The organism is Geoalkalibacter ferrihydriticus DSM 17813 (assembly GCF_000820505.1).
In the GTDB taxonomy this organism is placed as follows: domain Bacteria; phylum Desulfobacterota; class Desulfuromonadia; order Desulfuromonadales; family Geoalkalibacteraceae; genus Geoalkalibacter; species Geoalkalibacter ferrihydriticus.
This window is the reverse complement of record NZ_JWJD01000003.1, coordinates 143,706-167,687: the sequence shown is the minus strand read 5'-3', so window position 1 is coordinate 167,687 and position 23,982 is coordinate 143,706. Positions and strand designations below refer to the sequence as shown.

The following is a 23,982-nucleotide window of genomic DNA, read 5'->3' as shown; positions in this document are numbered from 1 at the left end:
CTATCGTGATACTCGACGGCAAATGTCCTACCGGACCCATTGAAAAGACTTGGGACAAGCATCGCTTCGATATGAAGCTGATCAATCCCGCCAACAAGCGCAAATTCAAAGTTCTGGTGGTCGGAACCGGCCTGGCCGGTGGTGCGGCCGCCGCATCCCTCGGCGAACTCGGCTACAACGTCGAGGCCTTCTGCTACCAGGACAGTCCGCGCCGCGCTCACTCCATCGCTGCGCAGGGCGGCATCAATGCCGCTAAAAACTACCCCAACGACGGCGACAGCATTTATCGCCTGTTCTATGACACCGTCAAGGGCGGCGACTTCCGTGCCCGCGAAGCCGACGTCTGGCGCCTGGCCCAGGTCAGCAACAACATCATTGACCAATGCGTTGCCCAGGGCGTGCCCTTCGCCCGCGACTATGCCGGCTACCTCGACAACCGCTCCTTCGGTGGCGCCCAGGTTTCCCGTACTTTCTACGCCCGCGGTCAGACCGGCCAGCAGCTGCTGCTCGGAGCTTACTCGGCCCTGTGCCGTCAGATCCGCGCCGGATCGGTCAAAATGTTCGCCCGTCGCGAAATGCTTGACGTGGTGGTGGTCGATGGTGTCGCCAAAGGCATCACCTGCCGCAACCTGGTCACCGGCGAGGTCGAATCCTACTGGGGTGATGCGGTCATTCTCGCCACCGGCGGTTATGTCAACGTGTTTTACCTCTCCACCAATGCCATGGGCTGCAGCGTCACCGCCCAATGGAAGGCAGCCAAAAAAGGCGCTTTCTTCGCCAACCCGTGCTATACGCAGATTCACCCCACCTGCATCCCGCAGACCGGCGAGCATCAGTCCAAACTGACTCTGATGTCCGAATCCCTGCGTAACGACGGTCGCTGCTGGGTCCCCAAGAAAAAGGAAGATGTCAGCAAACCCGTGTCGCAGATTCCCGAAGAGGAGCGCGACTACTATCTGGAACGCAAGTATCCCTCCTTCGGCAACCTGGCACCGCGTGACATCGCCTCGCGTGCTGCCAAGGAGCAGTGCGACGACGAACGCGGTGTCGGCCCCGGCGGCCGCGGTGTATATCTCGACTTTGCCGATTCCATCAAGCGCCTCGGCGAAGACACGATTCGCGGACGCTACGGCAACCTGTTTCAGATGTATGAAAAAATCACGGCTGAAAACGGCTACAAAGTGCCCATGCGTATTTACCCCGCCCCCCATTATTCCATGGGTGGCCTGTGGGTCGATTACAACTGCATGAGCAACGTGCCCGGGCTGTTTGTCCTGGGCGAGGCCAACTTTTCCGTGCATGGTGCCAACCGCCTCGGCGCCTCGGCGCTCATGCAAGGTCTGGCTGATGGTTACTTTGTCATTCCCAACACCATCGCCAATTACCTCGCAGGGGTTAAGCCGGGTCAGGTCAAGGACGATCATCCCGAGTTCAAGAAATCCCGGGAAGATGTCGATGGGCAGCTCAAAAAACTAATTTCCATCAACGGCAAGAAGTCACCCGCGGAACTGCATCGCCAGCTCGGCAAGTGCATGTGGGACAACGCAGGCATGGCGCGTAGCAAAGAGAGTCTTAACACCGCGCTGAAAGAAATCCCTCAAATTCGCGACGAATTCTGGAACAACCTCAAGGTCACGGGCTCCGGCGCTGAATTCAACCAGCAGTTGGAAAATGCCTGGCGTCTCGCCGACTTTCTCGAATTTGGCGAACTCTTCGTCAAAGATGCCCTGCATCGCGAGGAATCCTGCGGCGGCCATTTCCGCGTCGAGCACCAGACTGAGGACGGCGAGGCCATGCGCGATGACGAGAATTTCGCCTACGTGGGTGCCTGGGAATTCAAGGGGGTCGATAAGGAACCCGAGTTGCACAAAGAGCCCCTGAAGTTCGAAAACGTTAAACTTGCCGTGAGGAGTTACAAATAATGAATCTGACACTCTACGTTTGGCGCCAGAAAGGGCCCGGCGAAAAGGGCAAGCTTGAGAAATACGAAGCCAAGGACGTCAGTCCCGATTCGTCATTTCTTGAAATGCTTGATGAAGTCAACGAGGAATTGATCCGCAAAGGCAAGGAGCCTATTGCCTTCGATCATGACTGCAGGGAAGGCATCTGCGGGATGTGTTCTCAGGTCATTAACGGCGTTCCTCACGGGCCGGAGGAAGAAATCACTGTCTGCCAGTTGCACATGCGCACCTTCAAGGACGGAGATGCCATCTACATCGAGCCCTGGCGTTCCAAGGCTTTTCCCATAATCAAGGACCTGGTTGTCGACCGGACCGCCTTTGAGCGCATCATGCAGGCCTATGGGTATGTGAGTTGCCATACCGGCGGTTGTCCCACCTCTACGGAAAGCCACAATGGGGGGGTTCCCGACTCCAACTCGATTCTGATTCCCCAACCCGACGCCGAAGCCGCCATGGATGCCGCGGCCTGCATCGGTTGTGGAGCCTGCGTCGCAGCCTGCCCCAATGCGTCCGCGATGCTTTTCACCTCGGCGAAGGTTTCGCAGCTTGCGCTGCTTCCGCAGGGCAAGCCTGAAGCCGCGCGCCGTGTTAAAGCCATGGTCGAGCAAATGGACAAGGAAGGTTTCGGCAACTGCACCAACCATTATGAGTGCGAAGCAGCCTGCCCGAAAGGAATCAGCGTCTCCTTTATCGCGCGCATGAACCGCGAATTGATTAAGGCTATGCCTCAGGCAGATTGAGGCCCACGATAAGGCACAAAAAAGAAACGGGGTGGTCTGAAGACCACCCCGTTTCTTTTTGCAATTCAGATCCGCCCCACATCAGATGCCGGATTCAATCATTTCGTCGTAGGCAGCCAGCAGTCTTTTCAAGTGTCGTCGTTCGTCGCCCGCCAGAACCTCGACGATACGCTGAAGGTTTTCATCAGACAGACGCCGTTTTAGAGTGAGGTAGCGGTCATAGGCATTGGTTTCAAGTGCGATGGCCAGATCCAACAGCTCCCGCGCACTTCTGCCTTCGGCCCAGCGGCACACTTCGCGCAGGGGGACGCCGCCCTCAATAAAGACCTCTCCTTCCGTGCGTGGCAAAAGTTCAAGGGCAAAATGTTCTCCAGCTTGTTTTCCGGAGAAAACTTCATATAATCCGGACAGTGTTTTTTTATGCTGAACCTCGGCTTTGGCCAGTTCACCGAAAAGGAAAGCCACGGCCATATGTTCACAAATGGCGCCAATCCTGAGATAAAACTGCTCGGTTCCCTCTTCCAGCAGCCAGGCAGCGGCAATAAACCGTTCATTGGATGAGGTGTCAAGAACGCCCAGCACCTGGCTGTCAAGCCCGGTGGCGACCTCTCCCTGCCAGGCGGCAAAGCCTCCCTCGAGAATTGCGACGTCACGACAACCTGCGCCGTGCAACAGGACGGCTGCTGCGCGACTGCGTAAACCAAAACTGCAATAGAGGATAAGAGGCAGATTTAAATCGAGTTCGCGAAGGCGCTCCGGAAGTTCCCACAGGGGCATGGAAATCGCCCCTGGCAGGTGTCCCCTGCTATACTCCTGCTTTTGACGCACATCGAGCAACAGATAGTCATCCGGATGCTGGTCCAGCAACCAACCACGCAATTCCCGTGCAGACAACAGGGACAGAGGCCTGAACATATCAACGACACCCATGGACTTCCCTGAAAAAATTCGCGTGACACCAACCCCTGGATTGACCCCAATCTGCGTCCAGTATGTAAATTTCCCTCTTGCCTGTCAAACGAGAAGAGACAGAACACTCCAACCAATGTTCATGTTTTGTGAACATAATGGCGCACAACCAAAAAAAAACCGCCCAGCGGTAGGGCAGAACCCGCCGGACGGAAATGCAACTGCTTTATGTTTTGTGGGACCTGCGAGTGCGAGACGTTAAGCCTGCCGGCAAGGTGGCAACCGAAATTTCGTAACTGGCTAATGTGATTGCAATCTAAATGCCAACCAAGAAACCAACTATTTTTCAACAGGTTACGCAGAATGCAAAAAAAGACGCCTGTTCAAAAGGTGTTTAGCACCGATCCGCTGTCGCCAGAAAGCTACACCTGTTTATCCACATAAGCTCCTTGCCCTAACAAGTAAAAACAAAAATCTCTCGACCATTTCTCGGAACCATCTATTATCACAGTCATTTTATCTTACCACCCAGGCTTGAGAGCAAGCCCATTGCGCAGAGGGTCAACGCCATCGCAGCTGTTGTCGAAAAGCGACATTATTTAAAAAGTGTCGGCACTATATGATGACGGCTGAGTAATTTGTAGAACTCAGTGCGGTTACGCTTGGCGAGGCGCGCGGCATGACTGACATTGCCATTGGTAATCTTGAGCAACTGTACAAGGTATTCCTGCTCAAACTGGCGCCGGGCATCGGCAAAGGAAGGGATGTCTTCTGGTGTCTCGCGAATGGCGTTGTTGATCAGATCGGAGGAAATGACATGGCTGGTGGATAAAGCTACGGCCTGTTCGACCACGTTTCCCAACTGGCGGATGTTCCCGGGCCAACTGGCGCTGATCAGTACATCGAGGGCTTCGGAAGAAAAACTACCGACGGTTTTACCTGTTTCACTCGTGAATTTTTGCAGAAAATGATTGGCCAAAAGGGGGATATCTTCACGCCGCTCGGCCAGTGTCGGCAGCTCCAGGGAAACCACATTCAGTCGATAATAAAGGTCTTCACGAAAGTTTCCCTCCTGAATTTCGTCCTCCAGCACCCGGTGAGTCGCGGAAATAATCCGCACGTTGATATTGGTTGCGATGGCCGAACCAATGGAGCGCACCTGCTTTTCCTGCAACACCCGCAGCAGTTTGACTTGCAGGGAAAGGGGCATGTCGCCGATTTCATCAAGAAACAGGGTGCCGCCATCAGCGGAGCGGAACAATCCCGAGTAGTTGCGATCAGCCCCGGTAAAAGCGCCCTTGGTGTGACCGAAGAGTTCCGACTCAAGAAGGCTGTCGGGAATCGCACCGCAGTTCACAGCGACAAAGGGTTTGGACGCACGCGCACTGGCCTGATGAATTGCCCGCGCGAGAAGTTCCTTGCCCGTGCCGCTTTCCCCCAGGATCAGCACACTCGAACCACTGGCCGCGGCAAGATGAGCCTTGCTCAGCAGATCTTCCATGAGAGGGCTCTGAGTAATTATTTCGCGCCGCCATTCCTGGCCAAGTTCCCCACCGACACCTCCGGGTGAGAGGCTCAGCGCCTTGTCAACTTCGCGCAGCAGTTCGCGGCTGTTCAAAGGCTTGGTGAGAAAAGTAAAAACGCCGCGCTTGGTGGCGGCAACCGCGTCGGGGATCGACCCATGGGCGGTGAGAATAATGACTGGCAGAGACGAGTGTGCCTTGCGGATGGCATCGAAAAGCCCCATTCCGTCCATCCCCTCCATACGCAGATCGGTAATCACCAATTGAGGTCGAATAACCGGCAGCAAGCCCAGAGCTTCTTCGCCGCTCTGGGCCAGACTGACCTCATAGCCATTGCCGGTAAGCCGCATGGAAAGCAGCCGGAGAAGATCTTCATCGTCGTCAACCAGCAAAATACGTTTTTTACTCAAATTCATAATGACTCATATCACAGGCCGGGACGGCCGTTGACCTCCCGCTGTCGCATAATGGTTTCAATGTTGCGCAGTTCATTCAACTGGCGTGCCAAGGTCGCGGCGGTCTCCTTCTCCCGAGCCAGAAGTGTTTCGACTTTTTCCCGCTCGGCGACTTGCGCCACCAACAGTTTCGCCAGTGCTTGAAGGTCCTCACTCTTTTGAGATTCCGTCAGATAGCCCTGCAACAATTCACGCCCCTTGTGAGCATTACTGAAACCCTTGCCGGGAATCAGCAGGACCGTCGCCAGTTGAAAACGCTCCCGTTCCCCCGGATGGGCTTCGTAAAGCCGGGTCAGGCTTAGATACTCCTCGGCCTGCGGCGCGGAGTCCAATTTCTGAAATTCTGCCAGATAGATGAGGATATCGCTCGCTGTGACACTTTTGGCAGAGACAGGCCCGTCCATGACCTCAGAAGGATCCTCGGCATCGGATGCAACGGGCTCCAGCAAAGGCTCAGCCTCCTGGCTCCAGCGCGGAAGACTGTCCTGGACCAGGGTACAGCCTCCGGCCGGCATCACCAGCATCATAATCAACAAGGAAACAACGCATTTCATGATATGTCCTCCACTGCAAGTGGCAGCCATACGCGAAATAAAGCTCCGCCGGCGGGGCTCTGCTCTACGGCGACCTTTCCCCGCAGGGATGCGACATATTCCCTGACAATGGACAAACCGATACCCGTACCCTGAACATGGCTCAAGCAGGGAGCGCACCCTTGATAAAAGGGCTGAAAAATCTTCTCAGCCTCCTCGGCGGTGATGCCCGGTCCCGAATCACCAACCTCAATCAGGGCCATGTCCCCATCGCGGCCGACGCTCAACTCGACAACGCCGCCAACCGGGGTAAACTTGACGGCATTGGACAACAGATTGTCCACCAGAATTCGCAGCCGGTCCTGATCCCCCTGAAGGTGCAGGGGAGAAAGGCTGGTACGCATTTTCAGCTCCTTTTTCAGTACCGCGGCCCGTTGATCTTCCATGACCACCTCCACCAGGGTCAGAACATCAACCACCGAACCGTTTTCTCCAAGAGCTTGCCCACGACTGAAACCAAGCAGATTTTCGATGAGTTTTTGCAACTGCAGGCTGTTTTTCTGCAGGATGTGAACAATTTCACGCTGTTGTGGGTTCAGAGGTCCGGCCATTTCCTCCATCATCAATTCGGAGCCTTCTCGAATAGAGGCCAGAGGGGTTTTCAGCTCATGGCTGACATGCGCGAGAAATTTCGCTTTTTCCCGCTCGACCTCGCCCAGCCGCAGGCGCAGCCAATTGAGACGTTCGCCAAGAAACTGCAGATCCTGGGGCCCTCCAACGCTGATGGCCTGCTCATAATCGCCGGCCCCCATGCGGCTGATCCCCTTGTTGATCTGCTTGACGGGACGCGCCAGCAATTGCGCAAAAAGCATCACCAGCGCCATAGTGAGCGTAATCAGCGCCAGTGACGTCCACAACAGCACCATCTGAGTGCGACCGGCATGAGACTGCATGGCTTCGACTTCCTGCACGATCAGATCATAGCTGTTGAAATAAACCGCCTTGGCCCTCTCATTGAGATCGCCGAAAGCATCAAGATCGGTCGAGACACCGGCAGGCCGGTGAAGTGCCGTCACCAGAATGCCCGCCTCCACCAGAAGCTGTTCGAGAACCTCCTGCTGCTGCGGCGCTGCGAGGTCCTTGAGGTGTTCCAGAGAGCTTAAAAATTCGTCGTATTTTTCAGCAACCTCGGAAAGAATCTGCGGATCTTTCAGCACCTGGTACTGGCGCGACTTGCGTTCCAGTTCGACCAGACGCTCGAGCATGATGCGGCCCCCGTCAGTCGCCGCAACAGAGCGATAAACGGCATCGGTACCCTTGTCCACCAACCGACTGACGGAGATTTCGGCAGCGATCATGGTGACCAGCAAGGGCATGAGCACAGCGCCGAAGCCGATGACGATGAGCACCTGAAAAGATTTGGGACGCAACAAACTCATGAAGCAGTCTCTGAAAGATTCGCTGTAACCTCAGGCATTAAAGCGGCCAGTCGGTTTCATAGCCGGGTGGAAAAAAATTTTCCCGTGTGCGATTAAAATAACCATATTGCAAGTGCGGCAAGCGCTGCTTGACCAGGTCCATCATCGCCTTCATGCCCATTCCGGATTCCTTTTCCCCCATGGCCTGCCAATAGACCTGCGGATCGATGCTGAGATTACGCAACTGCACCAGATCGACGCCGGTCTCCTCAAGCAGGGCGAGAAGGGCCTCGACTTCGGCGGGCTGATCGCTTACTCCGGGAAACACCAAATAGTTGAGCATGGTGAAAAGCCCCTGGCGTTTCGCGCGGCGCAAGGATTCGACGACATCGGCAAACACATAACCCTGGGGACGGTGGTAAGCCTGATAAAGAGCGGGGCGCACGGAATTCAGAGAAACACGAATCGAGTCGAGACCCGCATCGGCAAGCCGCTCCACGGCATCGGGCAGAGATGCGTTGCTGTTGAGATGAATCGTCCCACGTGTCGTTTGGCCACGCATGCGGCGCACCGCCGAGGCGATGAGGTCGGCCTGCAGGATGGGATCGCCCTCGCAGCCCTGGCCGAAAGAGACAATGGCATTTTGCGCCTGTTCCAGATGCGGAACGGCAACGCCACAGATTTCATCAACGGTCGGCACGAAAGCGATGCGCTCCTGGCTGGAGGGACAGCACTCGCTGGCTTCGGGTTGCAACGAGAGACACCCGAGACACGCCGAGTTGCAAGCGGGCGAGGTCGGCAGCGGCGCTTCCCAGCGGCCAAAGAACAGATTTTTTGCGGCAAAGCAGTGATAGTCCACCGCGCAGCGTGCCAACTGTTCCAGCAGGCGATTGTCCGGGTGAGCGCGGAGCCGATTGCGCACCAGGGGGTCGAGTTCGCGGTCGTCAAAATGCTCTGGTTGCCATTGGGTGTTGCGGTCGACGCGCGCGGCCGCCACGTAAAAACGCTCGTCCTCAACACACCAGCCGACCGCCGTATAGGCCCACAGCGGCAAAACAAGCTGCTTGCGCCCGTAATCTGCCGCGGGCAACAGGGTGCGGGTATAGGCCGGCGCCATAAACGCGCAAACCGCCTGAATCCGGGCGCCGCCCCACTGACGGGGCAGCCGGGTACTCGTCACAAAGCGTTGCTTGCCAGGATCATAGCCGATGGGGGGCACCCCCGGCAGGGTAAACAGGCGGCTGCCCTCGGGCAAAGGGATCAGTTCCTGCGCCTGGGGCAGACAGGGGCTCATACCGTTCATGCCGGCCATGTGCAGCTGTGGATGCTCGAAAACCTCGCCCTGCTCATCCGCAACTACGGCGAGAATTGTTTTGCTTTTCTTCATGAAATTTTCTTTCCTCCGGGACCAGACCTCCCGATTTTTTCTAACTTCTCATTGTACCCGCAAACCACCACACGTGGTAAGGGGATTTTTTTCTTCACCTCATCATCGGCCTTCGCTTATGCTGACAGGCATGCGTACTATTCTGGCCACCCTGCACAGCAAATACATTCATGCAAGCCTCGCCTTGCCCTGCCTGGCCGCCTACTGCGGCAACTCCTGCGGCGACATCCTCATTGAGGAATTTACCGTCCATGAGCCGCGCGAACAGGTCCTCGCCGCACTCCTTGCCGCGGAGCCCGACGTGGTCGCATTTTCCGTCTACCTTTGGAACCGCCGCGAAACCCTTGACCTCATCGACGCCCTGCGCGCGGCGGCACCGCATATTCGTACCGTCATCGGCGGCCCCGAGGTATCATTCGACGGGCCTCAACTCTTTGCCCGGCATCCCGGACTCAGCGCCCTGGTTCGCGGCGAAGGCGAAATTCCCTTGCGCGGCCTGCTCGAGGCCTGGCGCGACGGCAAGCCGCCAGGGGAGGTGCCGCGCCTGTCCTGGCGTTCGGCCGCGGGCGTGGAAGAAGGCCCACACGCCCCACCCCTGGCCGACCTCGACGTCATCCCCTCGCCTTTCGCCGCCGGACAGGTCGATCTCTCCCGTGGCCTGGTCTATTATGAAACCAGCCGCGGCTGTCCCTACACCTGCGCCTTCTGCATGAGCTCCCTCGATAGCAACGTACGTTCCTTTTCCCTGGAACGCATTCGCGCCGACCTCGGGCTGCTCATGGCGCGGGGTGTGCCACAAATCAAGCTGGTGGATCGCACGTTCAATTACGACGCCGCCCGCGCTCGGGAGATCTTTCGTTTCATCCTGGCGCACAACCGCGCAAGCCGGTTTCACTTTGAGATCGGTGCGCACCTTCTTGATGGCGAAACCCTCGCCTTGCTGCGGCGAGTCCCGCCGAACCTGTTCCAGTTCGAGATCGGCGTGCAGTCCACCCTGCCGGCGACCCTGAGCGCCATCGGGCGCAGCGTCTCGCTGAAAAAGCTTGAAGAAAACGTGCGCGCGTTGCGTGAGACAGACAACATCCATCTGCACCTTGATCTGATCGCGGGCCTGCCCGGCGAAAATTATCGCGCCTTTCTCAGTTCGCTCGACCGGGTAGCGGCCCTGCGTCCCCATCACCTCCAGGTTGAGGCCGTCAAGCTGCTGCCCGGGTCACCTCTGCGCGAGCAGGCGCAAGCCCTGGGCATCCGCCATGACCCGAATCCACCCTACCGGGTGCTTGCCACAGCCGAGTTAAGCTTCGCCGAACTGGAAAAACTGCGCGGGATCAGCCGGCTTCTCGACCTGACCTACAATGCGGACCGCCTGGCCGGTTTTCTCCATGGCCTGAGTGAAATTTGCGGCAGCCTCGGTGCAGGCCTGGAACGCCTCGAGAGGTTCTGGCGGAGCCAGGATCTGCATCGCCTGCCCGTCGCCCAGCGCAGCCTCTTCGAGCACCTCGGCCACTTCATCGCTAACGAATTCGCGCCGTCGCCGCCGCGTCGCCTGACGGATCTTCTGGCCCGTGATTACGCGCGCTGCGAACGGGTGACAACGGCCGGCGCGCCGGCTTTTTTCGATCAGAACCTCAGCTGCGCAGAGCAACAGCAGGTCCGTCGCCTGGTCCGCGCGGCCCATGAAAGCTTGCGCGGCCAGGGTGTGAAACTACAATTTTTCGCCGCCGTCTTTCATGCCCTTCCCGAGTTTCCCCAGCGCACCCCCATGCTGTTTCTTTACCACACCCGTAGCGGTGCCGGCCTCAAAATCGAAGAGATACCTCTGTAAGTTTACGCAGCAAAGAAAATTCCAGGCCACACAAAAACAATGTTTGATTTTCCTGCCCACTCCTGTTAAAGTCCAGACATTAGTCGATTTAAATCCATTGTGCACGACCCCTTTTTCTGAGATCAGAGGAGTGCATTCAGGGAGCAGACACATGAGCGTATTCAGAGAATTCTATGGGTTTCTCGAACAGAATTTCTTTAATTCCCTGACAAAAAAGCTGGCGGGCAACTTCGCCTTTTTGTTCCTGCTGCAAGTGCTCAGCATCGCACTGGTTCTTTACTGGCCACGCGGCGCCGAGGCCGCCCCCTGGTTGCTGACCGGCGTTCTGCTGCTGTTCGTGATGAATTTTCTATTTCTGCGCCATCTGCTGTTGGGACCGGTGCGCAGCATCAACCAAGTCCTGAAACAGATCGCCGGCGCCGAAGGTAACCTTGCGGTCCGGTTGCGCGCCTCGAGCGTCGACGAACTTGGCGACCTTGCGGATAACTGCAATACCGCCCTGCAGAAATTGCGCGAGATGTTTCTCGGAGTACGGCGCATGGGCGTGGAAATCGCCGTCAATGCCGCCCAATTGTCCAGTCGCGTTGATTCGGCCACCAGCAATGCACGCAACCAGGAGGTTTTGGCTCAGGATATTTTTGCGGGCAGCAACGAATCCAAATCCGCCCATGATGAGATTGCCGACCGCACCCAACGTATCTGCACCTCCACTTCGCGCAATCTCGAATCGGCCCGCACCACGGCCGACGAGCTCGCGGAAGTGGCGGAGAATATTCATCGTATGAGCGCTCGGGTCGATGAGAATCAGCAGACCGTCACCCGCCTTGATGACGAATCCCAGCAGATCCAGAAAATCATTGCACTGATTCGCTCCATCTCAGCCCAGACATCCCTGTTGGCCCTTAATGCAGCTATCGAGGCGGCGCGCGCGGGCCAGGCCGGAAAGGGCTTTTCCATCGTGGCGGACGAGGTCAAAAAACTCGCCGGCCAAGTCGACAAGGCCAGCACTGAAATTGAAGAGAAGGTCGGAGGCATGCTGGAGCAGATCCGCATTTCCCTCGAACAGTCCAAGGATATCAGCAGTTACGCCAATCAAAGCCGCGAGGTGGTCAGCCGCGCCTGCACGGGATTTGAGACCATGGTGCGCGATTTTGAAGAAAACGATGCCCAGCTACAGGGTATCAGCGCTTCCGTGGAAGAACTTTCGGCCGCCAATGAGGAAATCCACGCCAAGGTCGGCGCCATCAACCAGGCGAGTCGCGACGTTGGCGAGCTCATGCAAACAGCCGAACAAGCCACCGGATCTCTCAAGCACACCACGGAAAATCTGCTTGAAACGGTTGCCGCCTACCGTACCGGTGAAGGTGCCCTTGAAGGGGTGATCGAGCATGCCGCAGCCTTTCGCGAGCAGGCGCGTCAGACGCTGGAGAATCTCATGGGTCAGGGCTGCGATGTCTTCGACACCCAATACCAGCCCATCGGTGGAACCAACCCGCAGAAATACCGGACCCGCTACGATGAAATCTTCGCCGCCGCCCTGCAGCCCATTTATGACCGTTTTCTCGATGAACTGCCCGGCGGCGCCTTTGCGATCTGTGTGGACCGCAACGGCTATGCGCCGACCCACAACAGCCGCTATGCACACCCCCTGACCGGCGACCCCCAGACCGACCTGGCCAACAGCCGCGACAAACGTCTTTACAAAGACCCTACCGGTCTGCGCGCCGCGCAGAACGACAAGGCGCTACTCCTGCAAACCTATATGCGCGATACCGGTGAGATTCTCTGCGATCTGTCCATGCCCATTGCCCTGGGTGGACGGCCTTGGGGCAGTGTGCGCCTTGGATTAAGTCCCCAGGTGCTGGAATCCTGACGTTATCAGGGTACGGTGCGCCTTGCAAAAAAACGCAATTATCTCTATAGTTGCTCCTGCCTGAATGCTTACCGCGGGAGTCATCTGCATGCGTTTGCAACATCGGATCATCCTGCTGATGATCTTTTTCTTCCTGCTCTTTGTGCTCGCGGGCGCCGGAGCCACACGCCTGCTTCTCGGACCGGTGCTGCTGGCCGCGGAAGAAGAAGTCGCCCGCCTCAATCTCATGCGGGTGGCTTCGGCTCTCCAGCGCGAGTCAGAGCACCTGGCCATCCTCATTACCGACTGGGCGCACTGGGACGAAACCTACCGCTTCGTGCAAGACCGCAACCGCCGATTTCAGATCACCAACCTCTCGGCGGCCACTTTCAGCAAGACCCGAACAGATCTGCTGCTGTTTATCAACAACGACGGCGAGGTCATCTGGGCGCGGCAGAAAGATCATTCGACCGGCCGCGATCTTGATCTTCAGCGACTGCCCGTTACGCGCTGGCCCGCCGACCACCCTTTGCTGAATTTCAGCAACCTGCATGAAATCCACTCCGGCATCCTCGCCACCCGCCTGGGCCCGTTGCAGATCGCCTCAAGCCCGATACTCACCAGCATGGGGCATGGTCCGCGTCAGGGCACGGTCATCATGGGGCGCTTGCTCGGCAGCGAAGAAGTCAATCGCCTTGTCGAACAGACCCGGGTCAATTTCAGCCTGTGGCTGGCCGATGAAAAAGATTTGCCGCCCACATCCCTGCGACTGACCAATTATCTTGAAACGGGCCTGGGCTTCCCCGAGTTGCGTGCTTTGCAGCAAAGCCCCGAATTTGAGCGCATCCTGGCCGACGATGCCGATCTTTCGCCGCCGGAATTTTTCCGCGATCCCGACACATCGCAGATGCTTACCGTATTTACGACTTATCCAGATATTTACGGTCAGCCGAGTCTGCTGCTTGAGGTGCGCTTTCCGCGCATCCTTGAACAACTGAGCCGCCGCATCTCTCTCATCGTTTTTACCTGTTTGGCGCTGGTCGGCGCGCTTTTCAGCCTGGCCCATCTCTGCATTATCCGGCGTCTGATCACGCGCCCCATCGGCAAGTTGCAGACACATATCTCCGAAATTCACGCCGGAGAAAAACTTTCGGCGCGCCTGAATCTTGAAGGTAGCGACGAAATCGGCCAACTGGCAAGTGCCTACAATCACATGCTCGAGCGCCTGGAAATCGATCACGAGAAACGCGCCCAGGCCGAAGCCGAACTGAGGCGCAACGAAAGAAAGTTTCGCACCCTTTCCATTCGCGACGATCTCACCGGACTTTACAACGCACGCTATCTCTACCAGGGGCTGCGGCGCCAGTTCGAGAAATGCGCCACCGCCAACCGACCGCTGGCACTGCTGTTCATCGACATCGATCGCTTCAAGCAGGTCGTCGACACCCACGGCCACATCCTGGGAAGCCAGGCCATTGCCGAAATGGCGCAAACCATCGCCGACTGTCTGACCAAACCAGCCTTTGCCGTAGCTTATGGCGGAGATGAATATGTCGTGGTGCTGCCCGGCGCCGACCGCAACGCAGCCATTGCCAAGGCCGACGAGATGCGTGCGCACATTGCCCAGACGACGTATTTGAAAGAACAGGGTGCCGCGGTTAAGTTGACGTGCAGCTTCGGCGTGGCCAGCTACCCCGAGGATGCCGGCGATCTTGAAGGCTTGCTCGCTATTGCGGACAAGTCCCTGTTCTACGTCAAGAGCCGTGGGCGCGACGGCGTAGCCTGAAAAAGACACAGATTTTCAAGCGGATAAGTTCAGGATCAACCCTCCGACAAAACGCGGGTCAAGCTCGTTGCGTTGCAGAGCGCAAAGCCCTTCTTCCCACAGATCAAGACAGTACGCGGCGAATTCTCCCGCACCGGGCTTCAGACTTTCGGCCCAGGCGAGAGTTTCGCGCCGCAGTTCCTGATTTACCCGCCCGTCTTGCGTCACCCGCTCCCATAAGATCTCAAGATCACGCCGGCCGATAGCATCTGGCACCAAATCCCGGCCCAACAACTGATTGGCCAGGGCGGTCAGAAACAGATCGGAGAGACCCACATCTTCGGGATTTTCCGGCACGCAACCCGTCAGATCCCAAGTCTGCGGGTCGGGCAAATCAAAACCCAGCCGCCCGTCAAACAGGCACAATTGGGTCTCTATCCGATCAAGCCACTGCGCGCAAAGCCGCACCTCGTCGAGTTCGGCAAAAGGTCGCTCACCCGCCCGATCGGCACTGAGGGTTCCCTCGTAAAGCTGCGGCCGTCTGCGGCACAAGGCCTCCAGCAAGGCGCGGAAAGGGCCGTCGAGATAAAAGGCATGCGGGGTGGCGCGTAACAGCTCGGCGCGCTTTTTCAGATCCAGGGTCAGGCTCACACCTAACCGGAACAGATACTCGAAGTAGCTGTTGTCAAAACAACGGATAGCCTGATCAAGATCGTTGCCGGCAAGCGACTCCAGGGCGATGTTGAGGTAGCGATAGACCTGCTGCATGCTCTGCCGCACCTGCTCCAGGTCACCAACATCGATCCGCTCTGCAATCATCACCTTGTTGAGCAGATAGGTCAGCTCCCAGCAGGCGTCCGGCTCCAGACCGCGCGACAGAATTTCGCCGAGCAGATTGCCGGGAGGCTCGGCAAGAAAGAAACCAGGCGCGTCCGCGCCCTCCTCTGCAGCGCGAAAGGGGATCTTGGCGCGCGATTCAACCGCGAAGGAGGTCGGCGCCAAGTAGGCGAACACGCTTAAAGCCTCGAAGGGGTCGGGGAATCCGCGATCCTGCAGACGCAAGCTACGGGCATTATAAGCGGCATCTTCAAGGCTGGGGCCGACTTCGTTGCGCACGGTTTCCATCAGCAGCAAATAGAAGTCCCGGTCACGGCGATAGAGAATATCGAGAAAGTAACCGACGATTTTAGCGCTCTCCGAATCGGCAAAGTCCATTTCGTAGATGCGATCCGAGCGTCCATCGGCCAAAGCGTCTTCGTCGACCAGGGATTCGATGCCGCTGGTGATGGTGATGAATTTCTGCATCATCAGGGTCAACAGCTCGAAATCCATTTCCCGGGCGGTTTCCATGACCTTCCCTTCGCCGGCTTCCAGCAGGATGACCAGCCACTCCAGGGTCGGCTGGGGAGCCAGTTCTTCGCCCCGCCACAGATCGAGGTCAAAGAAAGCCGTCATCTGCTCCGTCGTGGTCATGGCCAGCAGCTCGACACAGTCTTCGATGCCCAGCTCCTTGATCAGCAGATACACTTCTTGCGAAGGTAGGCGTTGCACCAGCTCGTGGCAGTCATGGGCATTGAGCAGTAGCTGATACTTCTGTTTCCCGGCGGCGTTGCGTACCAGGCGTAAACGCTCCTCGACGGTCAGTGCGTTGAAATCGGAGGAAGAAAGGGCAGGTTGGTGGCGCATGAGGGGCAACGCGCGTGAGACGTTGCCTTCGGGCTGTTCACGAGAGGTCATATTTCTGTTGCCTTTATGGGAAATTGCGGATCGCTGGTGCCAATGTAATCCAGGGCGCCGGGCAGGTCAAGGCGAGCACCTTCTTAGCCATCGCCGGTGCTTTTGACCAGAGCAAGAAATTCCGTCATGCTCGAAACATTCAGGACCGCCTGGCGAAACTCGCGGCGGCGGAAGGTTCGGGCAATATCGGCAAGAATTTCGACCTGGACCCCGCTGTCATCCTCAGGTGTCAGAATCAGCAGGATAAATTGCGCCGTCTTGCCGTCGGGAGCGTTGAAATCGATGCCGCTCATACTCAGCCCCATAACAATGACTGGTTGAGACAACCCCTTGAGGCGTGCATTGGGGACCGCAACGCCATAGCCCAATCCGGTGGCCATGAGACGTTCGCGCGCCTGAACCGCTTCGATGATGGCTTCGGTCGCAATACCGTCAACGGAACCAAGAGCGCGGACCATCTCGATTACGGCTTGGTCGCGATCATGGGCGGCAAGCCGTACCATGCACCGGCTCGGCAAAAAATTGATAAAGCGGCGCGGCCTTTTCAAACGCAAAATGCTCTGCATGGCGGGTCCGCTTATCAGCGAGGTGACGATGGCCATGATGACCAGGGCGACAAACAGCGGTTCGCTGATCAGACCAAAGCGCAATGCGAGCAGGCCGAGAATTATTTCCATGGCGCCGCGGGCGTTCATACCAAAACCGATGGCCCAGGATTCTCGCGACGACAATCCCGCCATGTGCCCACCCAAGCTGCACCCCAAAACCTTGCCGAGACAGGCGACCACCAGGACCACCGCCACCAGCAGCGGATCAAAATGCTCGATGAAATTGACTTTAAGGCCAATGGAGGCAAAAAACAATGGTGCGAAAAAGAAGGAAACGAATTGGTCAATGACGCCGCGGATGCGCTCCCGACAGTGCGGGGTGTCCCCCATGGCCACGCCGACCAGGAAGCTTCCAAAAATGGCGTGCACCCCGATCCACTCGGTGAAGGCCGCGCCGAGCAGTGCCACCGAAAGGGTAAAACCCAGCTGCCCCCCGGGCCAACTGGCATGGGCCTGAATCCACGGCAGTATGCGGTGAATCGACCAGCGTACCACGGTCAACATCATCAGAGTAAAAAGCAGAGTTAGGCCGATGGTCGCGCCTATAGAAAAAGCATCAGAGCCTGCCACGCCCATCAGGCCCAAAATCACCGCGAAGATAATCCAGCCGATGAGATCGTTGAAGACAGCGGCCGCGACAATCATCATACCCAAGTCGCTGCGATAAAGATCCAGGTCCATGAGAGTCCTGGCAATCACCGGCAAGGCCGAGATGGACAAGGCGGTTGCAATGAACAGGGCAAAAATCATAGGTGTGGCGCCGGCTTCGCGCCCCAGGGTCTCGGGAAGGTACCAGGCCACACCAAAACCGATGGCAAAGGGGAACATGATGCCGGCAAGTCCCACGGTGGCCACCGCACGCCCCTGGCGCCACACCGTAGAGATATCGGCCTCCATGCCCGCGACCAGAAGAAACAGAACGATCGCCAGGGTGGTGATGCCGTCGAGCAGCAGGGCGCCGCCACCACTGCGGGGAAACAGCAGAGCGTTGACATTCGGCGCAAGCGTCCCCAGCACCGTAGGTCCGAGCAGAATACCGGCCAGAATTTCACCGAAAACCGCCGGCAATTGAAAACGGCGCGCAATTTCGCCGAGGAGCCGCGCTGTGGCCAGAAGAACTCCCAATCCGGCCAACAGAATTGTCACATCATGGTGACTCAACACCTCCATGTCGGAGCCTCCAACGGGGACTGGCAGTGTAGACACTCAACAAAAATTCCAGTGGGAACGTTTAAGACAAAGCGCGGACTTTTCCGTAACGGGTTTGTACCTTAGAAGGCTTGACAGCGACCAGGGCCGCGACGTTAAAATGACACAATCTGCGGAGAAAATGAACCATGGAAATGCATCCCTTCAGCACCTGCCATGCTCCGGCCGAACGCGCCGACAGCGAGAAGATTATTGCCCAGGCTGACCTTTTTGCCCAGCGCACCCTGAGCCGCGAACTGCTGGACGCCGTGCCCACCCTGCTCGCCATCCTCAACGCCCAACGACAGATTGTGTTCAACAATCGCGCATTGCTTGAATTCCTTGGCGGAACCGATGCCGGTTTCGGGCTGCGCCCCGGCGAGCTTTTCGGCTGCTCCAATGCGCACCTCATGCCCGCTGGATGCGGCACGGCCGAAGCCTGTCGCACCTGCGGGGCGGTCAACGCCATTCTCAGCGGTCTGGACGGCCGCAAGGACTCCCGTGAATATCGCCTGACCCGCCAGGAAAAAGGGCACCATCAAGCCCTTGATCTGCGCGTCCACACCACACCTCTGTTCCATGAAGGCCAGCGCTTCGTCGTCCTCACCATTGAAGACATCAGCAATCAAAAACGCCGCTCGGCCCTCGAGCGCATTTTTTTTCACGATATTCTCAATCTGGCTGGAAGCGTCCAGGGGGTTTCGCAGATACTGGTCGAGCAGCCGGATGATCCCGATTTCGACGAAATGCTGCGCCTTCTGGACTCGGCGTCCTCGCAGATCGTCGACGAGATCAAAGCCCAGCGCACCCTCCTGGCCGCCGAAAATCGCGAACTTCAGGTTTCGCTGGAGCCCCTCAACACCCGCGCCATGATCCTGCAGGCCACCGAAATGTATCGTCGTCATCCAAGTGCGCAGGGCAAGCAGATCCTCACCGAGAGCGGCGACGATGCATGGTTCTTCAGTGATGCAACCCTGATCGCCCGGGTTCTGGGCAACATGGTCAAAAACGCCCTCGAAGCCTGTCGCGAAGGTGAAACGGTGAGTGCCGGCTGTGCGCTGGTCAACGACTGCATAGAGTTCTGGGTGCGCAATCCGGCCGTCATTCCCAGAGACATTCAACTGCAACTCTTCCAGCGCTCTTTTACCACCAAGGGGCCGGGACGTGGATTGGGCACCTACAGCATGCGCCTGCTCACCGAGGAATATCTCGGCGGCTCCATTTCCTTCACCTCAACCGCCGAAGAAGGCACGACCTTTCGCGCCACCCTGCCCCTGCGCATGCCTGATCTCACGGATTCAAATCACCTTTAAAAGATAAGTGTTTTCATTCCGATGGCAAGCACGGCAGGGTGTTTCGCGAAAACCGCACCACAAAATTGCCTGCCAAAGAAAAAAGACTTTGGTGAGGGATTGAAAAAAACCTTGCAGCTGTTATAAATACCTTATAATATTCGTGTCAGGGCTTTTAATGAGCCGCCCAGATTAAATCAGTATGCTTTTCTTACCAAGGAGAGAACGTATGAAAAAGACGGTATGGACTACACTTTTACTCATAATTGCCGGTAGCCTTTTCTCCGGCTGCGCTGGGCGCCAAGCGCCCGCCCAGCCCCTTGAATTTTCGGCCGCGGCCATTCCCTCCGCACAGTATCAAGCCAAGGTTGACAATTTTCAGGTTATTTTGGACGCATCCATGTCCATGGGCCTCGGCAACCAACGTGAGCTACAGACCGCCAAGAATTTTGCCGCAGGCCTCAATCGCAGCATCCCCCAGGGGTTGGATTTGAACGCCGGCTTGCGCACCTTCGGGCACAGCGAGCGTCAATCCAGTCTTTTGACCGAGCTTGTTTACGGCATGGCCCCCTATTCCCAGAATGAATTCATGCAAGGGCTGAATAAAATCAAATATGCCGGCGGCAACAGCCCCTTGGGCGCCGCGCTTGAAGCCGCGGGCGAGGATCTGGCCAACGCACCGGGCAACTCTGCGATCATCGTCGTCAGCGACGGCTTGCAGATGGACACCGCACCCGCCGCGGCCAAAAAAATTAAGGACCAAATGGGCGACCGCCTGTGCATCTACACCGTGGCCATCGGAAACGATCCCGAAGGCCTGAGCCTGCTGGAAAAAGTTGCGAAGGCCAGTGGCTGCGGCTCAGCCACCACTGCCGCAGCACTTACCTCTCAGGCGAATATGGCCGCATTCGTCGAAAATGTTTTTCTGGCACCTGCAGCAGCCGCGGCACCTGCCCCCGCAGCACCTGCGCCGGCACCGGCACCGGCACCCGCCCCCGCGCCGAGGGTGGAACTCACCTTGGCAATCCACTTCGATTTCGACAAAGCCGATATCCGCCCCGAGCACCAGTCCGAGCTCCAGAGAGCTGCGAACTTTTTGAAAAACAATCCGCAGATCCAGCAGCTCATCCTGGCCGGGCACACCTGCAACATCGGCACTGAAGCATACAACCAGGGGCTCTCCGAGCGGCGCGCCAATGCGGTACGCAAAGCACTCATCGAGCAGTACGGCATTAATGCCCAGCGTCTGGTTACAAGAGGCTACGGCGAAACCCAGCCCATTGCCGACAACAACACCCGCGAAGGTCGCGAGAAAAACCGTCGCGTCGAACTCCAGACCCCGTAATTGCACCCTTTAAATAGCACCACATACAACAAGGGCCGGATCCCTGAGATCCGGCCCTTGTTGCATATATCCACCTTTTTTCACGTTTTTGTGTCAATCGTAAACGCGACCCCTGAGCATGAAAAGCGCCTCAGAACTGTCGCGCACAATAAATTCCCAAACCCGCAAAGACAACGCAAACCACCACGTTCAGCACAATATTGGCGCCCGCCTGCACAAGGTTGCCTTTTTCCAGGAGGCGTAGAGTTTCGTAGGAAAAGGTCGAAAAAGTTGTGAAGCCGCCAAGAAAACCCACCGCCAGACCAGTGCGCAAGTCGGCCGATAAAAAGCCTGAGCGCCATTCTATTTCCATGAGCAATCCTAAGAGAAAAGAGCCGAGGATGTTGACGCTCAGCGTACCGTATGGCAGTCCGACACCCGCCAGAGCATATACCCGGAGCGAAACCCAATAACGAGCCACGCAACCGCAAGCCCCGAACAGGGCGATATAAAATAATTTCACTCCCGGCAACCTCCGGCGCGCGAGTAGAATACACCACCAAGCCGCTGTTCCAGATTGATCTTCATCCGCCCAGAGTGGGCAAATAAACCTTGAATGAATATACAGGACGAACCAATTGGGACACAAGATTTAGCTTTTTCAACACCGGCTGTCAACAAACTTGGCACCTGCAAAATTGGACACCAAGTCATAATTTGGCCGCTTGAATGTGCATCCAATCATAGTTTTTGGTGCGGCCCAAACTCGTCCAGCCCTCCTCCTCCCAAAAGCGCCACCAGGCATTGTATTCGGGCCGAGCAAAGACCGCGCGATCCAGTCCCCATTTAAGCTGGTTGCGTTCGGGGTCATAGTCCAGGGCGATGCCCCAGGAGTGCATGGACCACCGGCTGCCGCCGCGCATCCTGCGCACGTTAAGACAACCGCCCCAGCGATCGAGATGAAGCTCCCTGATCCGCTCTATGCCATAGTGGTCGAGAACCCTGTGCAGGACACGCTTGGCGCTATCATGCACCCTGGCATTGCAGGAGAACGAATTGACACTGGTGCGTAGATTCCAGGATAAACGATGAGGATAAGGAAGCACGAGCTTAACCTGGTTGGCGCCGGTCGTTCCAAAAAATTGAATGAGATCTTCCTCGCGTTGCCGCGGCCAGCTGTTAGGGTTTGTATCAAGAGGCGTTTCATCGCGCCAGGAACGGGGCAACTCTCCATTTTCGAGGAGGTGAGCCAGAGATTCCGACGCGAAATCAGTCTGCGGACCCCAGAATCCGTCGATCTTGCCAACCTCGATATCGCGTACCTTGCATTGCAACTGCAGAAAAGCGACGGTTTTTCTGCGACTCGTCCAGGCCTGCCATCCGCTCGGCAGACCGCTTGGATTTTTTTCCAGGGCTTGCTCAATTGCGCCGTAAGTGACGGGGCCGAGTTTACCGTCGACCGGACCCGGATCAAAACCCTTATCGAGTAAAAGTTCCTGCACCATGCGAACGGCTGCTTTTTTCATGGCCACACCTCCATCATCGCTTAACCATCCGACGCGGGTCCCTGTTGACAACCACCCGCGGGAAGTGCTTTAGACCTTCTGAATCAACAATATCACTCGGCGCGAGAAGGACAACGTGTCGTCCGGGGTCGGCGGGAACTGAAGTAGAGGAATTTTCAGGAAAGGATAAAGGATCTTTTGGGGGCGATTTTAGTTGGGGGGTAGAAAACAGGCCGGATCTTTGTCTTTGAAGGGATCAACTCCTCGTCCCCAGCCAGCGGCCAGACATCCGCCGCAAACCGCCCGCAGGTGGCAGGGAGCACAGGCCTCGCAACCACGCCGGTACGCCTGGGCCGCAGGCGATGCATAGATTTCGGTGAGAGTCTGCTGTTGGATGCTGCCGATAAGCGAGGGGAATTTGCGGCAGGCATGAACCTCACCGTCCGGCAACAAGGACACGAAATTGAATGCCGCGCCACAACCGAACCCGGTACATCCGCCGAACAGCGTCTGATCACACTGCTCGCGCTCGATATTGATGAGACTGTCCTTGAGCGCGAGGACCGGGTTGGATTGTGTGGCGCGCAGATACTGCTGCACAAAAGTCCGATATTCGTCCGCCAGGGGCGATTCAAGGCAGGCACCTTCGCCCACCATGGCCAGACGATTATAGGTAAACAGGTCAACCCGGTCGCGGAGCAACTCGGCCAGCTCCAGAACCTGACTCATATTGGCCCGGGTCAGGGTCAACATAACCATGGAATAAATGTTCTTGCGCTTTAGCAGATCGAGAAAATCCAACACGGCAGCAAAATTGCCCTCGCCGCGGATCTCATCGTTGTGCTTCTGCAAACCTTCCAGACTGACCTGATAAAAAGCGGGCTTGGCAATTTGTAGCACCTGGTCCAAGCGCTCCTCACTCACCGGATTGCCCAGGATGGCCAGGTTGAGATTGCGGTCGCGCGCGGCTTCATAGAGCTGCAAAAACTCGGGATGGAGAAAGGGGTTGCCGCCCGAGAAGGAAACCTGTCCCCCCACATGATGCTTGAGACAGAAAGCGCGCAACTGATCGAGTACTTTCAGGCCCGAATCAAGCGTGACCTCGGTGCGGACACTGCGGTCGTAGCAGTGCCGGCAGTGCAGATCGCAACGGTGCGTGATATGCCATTGCAGGGTGAAAACTTCGGCCTGCAAAAAGATCTCGGGCGTCTGGGCAGGAATGGGAAAATCGGCGACGCTGCGCCGCAAACCCGATGGCGGAGAAAGCAGCAGCCCCAGGTTTACAGCCTGCTCCAGCGCCGCATCCGCGGTACCTACCGGGCGCCCGGTTGCGGCAGCGACCTCTAAGGGATCCAACTGCTCGGCAACGATCTTGAGAGCAAGTAAATCCTGAGGCCGGGCCACGGCTCGATGCGCCTCACCTGTTTGAGGATGGCGCCAGAAGGCCAGAATGCGCGGCGAAAATTCCGGGATAATCGCCACGCCGTCAAGCAAGGGCAAAAGCGGGTGCCACGCCACTTCCAGCAGGGTCAGCGTCGGATTAATCCGCACCAGGTTGCCAGGTGAAGGTGGTTCCCAGCGCAGGGACTCCAGACGTTGTTGCGCCAACTCGACCCGGGCAAGGTCGGGTAGATACGCATCGCCCCCTGTGGCGGAGATAAAACGTTGAACCTGCTCCGGAAACTCATCCCGTTGCGCCGCCGCGGCAAGACCCGCATCGCGCTGTTGCCAAAAGGCTTCGGGGAGGGCTTTGGCACAGGCCGGAAACTTTTTTTTAAGTCGGGTGAACATGACCGATCCCCGCAAAAAAAAGAATTGGAGGCAGCCAAGCCACCACCAATCCCATCTATTGCGTCAATGTAAACAGACACCGCAAGCCGCGGCGAGCGTGACGTTGAGCTAAATAGCTGCTCCATATCAACCAAAGTGCGTCACTTGACTTCTCTAACCCAAACTTTTT

At 57.3% G+C, this 23,982-nt stretch carries 17 protein-coding genes; 7 read left to right on the top strand and 10 right to left on the bottom strand.

Annotated elements, in window-relative coordinates; genetic code table 11:
- Nucleotides 1–5: 5 nt before the first annotated feature.
- Entirely contained in the window at nucleotides 6–1,922 is a 1,917-nt protein-coding gene (locus tag GFER_RS09750) for a fumarate reductase/succinate dehydrogenase flavoprotein subunit (protein ID WP_040099019.1), read from the top strand.
- Nucleotides 1,922–2,701, top strand: coding sequence for a succinate dehydrogenase/fumarate reductase iron-sulfur subunit (locus tag GFER_RS09745; RefSeq protein WP_040099016.1), 780 nt, complete (start codon nucleotides 1,922–1,924; stop codon nucleotides 2,699–2,701). Before GFER_RS09750 ends, GFER_RS09745 begins: the two co-directional genes overlap by 1 nt.
- Before the next feature lie 81 nt (nucleotides 2,702–2,782).
- On the opposite strand, the gene GFER_RS09740 is transcribed toward GFER_RS09745, so the two are convergent.
- From GFER_RS09740 to GFER_RS09720, 5 genes are all read right to left on the bottom strand, one after another.
- Complete coding sequence (locus tag GFER_RS09740; RefSeq protein WP_040099015.1) at nucleotides 2,783–3,631, bottom strand: rhodanese-like domain-containing protein; 849 nt, start codon at nucleotides 3,629–3,631, stop codon at nucleotides 2,783–2,785.
- A gap of 574 nt (nucleotides 3,632–4,205) precedes the next feature.
- A complete protein-coding gene (locus GFER_RS09735; RefSeq protein WP_040099013.1) occupies nucleotides 4,206–5,549 on the bottom strand; it encodes a sigma 54-interacting transcriptional regulator in 1,344 nt (447 codons plus the stop codon).
- A gap of 11 nt (nucleotides 5,550–5,560) precedes the next feature.
- Nucleotides 5,561–6,142 carry a hypothetical protein gene (locus GFER_RS09730; protein ID WP_040099011.1) on the bottom strand — a complete coding sequence of 194 codons (582 nt, stop codon included), beginning with the start codon at nucleotides 6,140–6,142 and terminating at the stop codon, nucleotides 5,561–5,563.
- The gene (locus GFER_RS09725; RefSeq protein WP_040099009.1) at nucleotides 6,139–7,560 is read right to left on the bottom strand and encodes a HAMP domain-containing sensor histidine kinase; all 1,422 of its coding nucleotides are present in this window, start codon (nucleotides 7,558–7,560) and stop codon (nucleotides 6,139–6,141) included. Before GFER_RS09725 ends, GFER_RS09730 begins: the two co-directional genes overlap by 4 nt.
- A gap of 37 nt (nucleotides 7,561–7,597) precedes the next feature.
- Nucleotides 7,598–8,926 (bottom strand): radical SAM protein, encoded by a 1,329-nt coding sequence (locus GFER_RS09720; RefSeq protein ID WP_040099006.1) that lies wholly within the window; start codon nucleotides 8,924–8,926, stop codon nucleotides 7,598–7,600.
- Nucleotides 8,927–9,056: 130 nt separating this feature from the next.
- Here GFER_RS09720 and GFER_RS09715 point away from each other — a divergent pair, with 130 nt between their 5' ends.
- The 3 genes from GFER_RS09715 (at nucleotide 9,057) to GFER_RS17725 (ending at nucleotide 14,389) form a co-directional block, all read left to right on the top strand.
- Complete coding sequence (locus GFER_RS09715) at nucleotides 9,057–10,751, top strand: B12-binding domain-containing radical SAM protein (RefSeq protein WP_040099528.1); 1,695 nt, start codon at nucleotides 9,057–9,059, stop codon at nucleotides 10,749–10,751.
- Between the two features lie 151 nt (nucleotides 10,752–10,902).
- Nucleotides 10,903–12,624 (top strand): methyl-accepting chemotaxis protein, encoded by a 1,722-nt coding sequence (locus tag GFER_RS09710; RefSeq protein ID WP_040099005.1) that lies wholly within the window; start codon nucleotides 10,903–10,905, stop codon nucleotides 12,622–12,624.
- 88 nt (nucleotides 12,625–12,712) lie between these two features.
- Nucleotides 12,713–14,389: a sensor domain-containing diguanylate cyclase gene (locus GFER_RS17725; RefSeq protein ID WP_052446263.1), complete on the top strand. Its 1,677-nt coding sequence runs from the start codon at nucleotides 12,713–12,715 to the stop codon at nucleotides 14,387–14,389.
- A gap of 15 nt (nucleotides 14,390–14,404) precedes the next feature.
- Here the strand turns inward: GFER_RS17725 and GFER_RS09700 are convergent, their stop codons facing one another.
- Together GFER_RS09700 and GFER_RS09695 are read right to left on the bottom strand one after the other, a co-directional pair.
- The gene (locus GFER_RS09700; protein WP_040099002.1) at nucleotides 14,405–16,105 is read right to left on the bottom strand and encodes a DUF6178 family protein; all 1,701 of its coding nucleotides are present in this window, start codon (nucleotides 16,103–16,105) and stop codon (nucleotides 14,405–14,407) included.
- An 83-nt stretch (nucleotides 16,106–16,188) separates the two neighbouring features.
- Nucleotides 16,189–17,883 (bottom strand): cation:proton antiporter domain-containing protein, encoded by a 1,695-nt coding sequence (locus GFER_RS09695; RefSeq protein WP_074669518.1) that lies wholly within the window; start codon nucleotides 17,881–17,883, stop codon nucleotides 16,189–16,191.
- A 167-nt stretch (nucleotides 17,884–18,050) separates the two neighbouring features.
- Here GFER_RS09695 and GFER_RS09690 point away from each other — a divergent pair, with 167 nt between their 5' ends.
- Nucleotides 18,051–19,214: an ATP-binding protein gene (locus tag GFER_RS09690; RefSeq protein WP_052446262.1), complete on the top strand. Its 1,164-nt coding sequence runs from the start codon at nucleotides 18,051–18,053 to the stop codon at nucleotides 19,212–19,214.
- 208 nt (nucleotides 19,215–19,422) lie between these two features.
- The gene (locus GFER_RS09685; protein WP_040099001.1) at nucleotides 19,423–20,538 is read left to right on the top strand and encodes an OmpA family protein; all 1,116 of its coding nucleotides are present in this window, start codon (nucleotides 19,423–19,425) and stop codon (nucleotides 20,536–20,538) included.
- A gap of 130 nt (nucleotides 20,539–20,668) precedes the next feature.
- Here GFER_RS09685 and crcB read toward each other — a convergent pair whose 3' ends face one another.
- From crcB to sbtM, 3 genes are all read right to left on the bottom strand, one after another.
- Nucleotides 20,669–21,040: a fluoride efflux transporter CrcB gene (gene crcB / locus GFER_RS09680; RefSeq protein WP_040098997.1), complete on the bottom strand. Its 372-nt coding sequence runs from the start codon at nucleotides 21,038–21,040 to the stop codon at nucleotides 20,669–20,671.
- Between the two features lie 187 nt (nucleotides 21,041–21,227).
- On the bottom strand, nucleotides 21,228–22,043 hold the full coding sequence (locus tag GFER_RS09675; RefSeq protein ID WP_040098995.1) for a hypothetical protein: 816 nt from the start codon (nucleotides 22,041–22,043) through the stop codon (nucleotides 21,228–21,230).
- A gap of 189 nt (nucleotides 22,044–22,232) precedes the next feature.
- A complete protein-coding gene (sbtM, locus tag GFER_RS09670; RefSeq protein ID WP_052446261.1) occupies nucleotides 22,233–23,813 on the bottom strand; it encodes a thio(seleno)oxazole modification radical SAM maturase SbtM in 1,581 nt (526 codons plus the stop codon).
- Between the last annotated feature and the right edge of the window lie 169 nt (nucleotides 23,814–23,982).

Coding starts and splice junctions, on each gene's coding strand:
- GFER_RS09745 (WP_040099016.1), top strand. CDS start 1,922: ATGAATCTGACACTCTACGTTTGGCGCCAGAAAGGGCCCGGCGAAAAG.
- GFER_RS09740 (WP_040099015.1), bottom strand. CDS start 3,631: ATGGGTGTCGTTGATATGTTCAGGCCTCTGTCCCTGTTGTCTGCACGG.
- GFER_RS09735 (WP_040099013.1), bottom strand. CDS start 5,549: ATGAATTTGAGTAAAAAACGTATTTTGCTGGTTGACGACGATGAAGAT.
- GFER_RS09730 (WP_040099011.1), bottom strand. CDS start 6,142: ATGAAATGCGTTGTTTCCTTGTTGATTATGATGCTGGTGATGCCGGCC.
- GFER_RS09725 (WP_040099009.1), bottom strand. CDS start 7,560: ATGAGTTTGTTGCGTCCCAAATCTTTTCAGGTGCTCATCGTCATCGGC.
- GFER_RS09720 (WP_040099006.1), bottom strand. CDS start 8,926: ATGAAGAAAAGCAAAACAATTCTCGCCGTAGTTGCGGATGAGCAGGGC.
- GFER_RS09715 (WP_040099528.1), top strand. CDS start 9,057: ATGCGTACTATTCTGGCCACCCTGCACAGCAAATACATTCATGCAAGC.
- GFER_RS09710 (WP_040099005.1), top strand. CDS start 10,903: ATGAGCGTATTCAGAGAATTCTATGGGTTTCTCGAACAGAATTTCTTT.
- GFER_RS17725 (WP_052446263.1), top strand. CDS start 12,713: ATGCGTTTGCAACATCGGATCATCCTGCTGATGATCTTTTTCTTCCTG.
- GFER_RS09700 (WP_040099002.1), bottom strand. CDS start 16,105: ATGACCTCTCGTGAACAGCCCGAAGGCAACGTCTCACGCGCGTTGCCC.
- GFER_RS09695 (WP_074669518.1), bottom strand. CDS start 17,883: ATGGAGGTGTTGAGTCACCATGATGTGACAATTCTGTTGGCCGGATTG.
- GFER_RS09690 (WP_052446262.1), top strand. CDS start 18,051: ATGGAAATGCATCCCTTCAGCACCTGCCATGCTCCGGCCGAACGCGCC.
- GFER_RS09685 (WP_040099001.1), top strand. CDS start 19,423: ATGAAAAAGACGGTATGGACTACACTTTTACTCATAATTGCCGGTAGC.
- GFER_RS09675 (WP_040098995.1), bottom strand. CDS start 22,043: ATGAAAAAAGCAGCCGTTCGCATGGTGCAGGAACTTTTACTCGATAAG.
- sbtM (WP_052446261.1), bottom strand. CDS start 23,813: ATGTTCACCCGACTTAAAAAAAAGTTTCCGGCCTGTGCCAAAGCCCTC.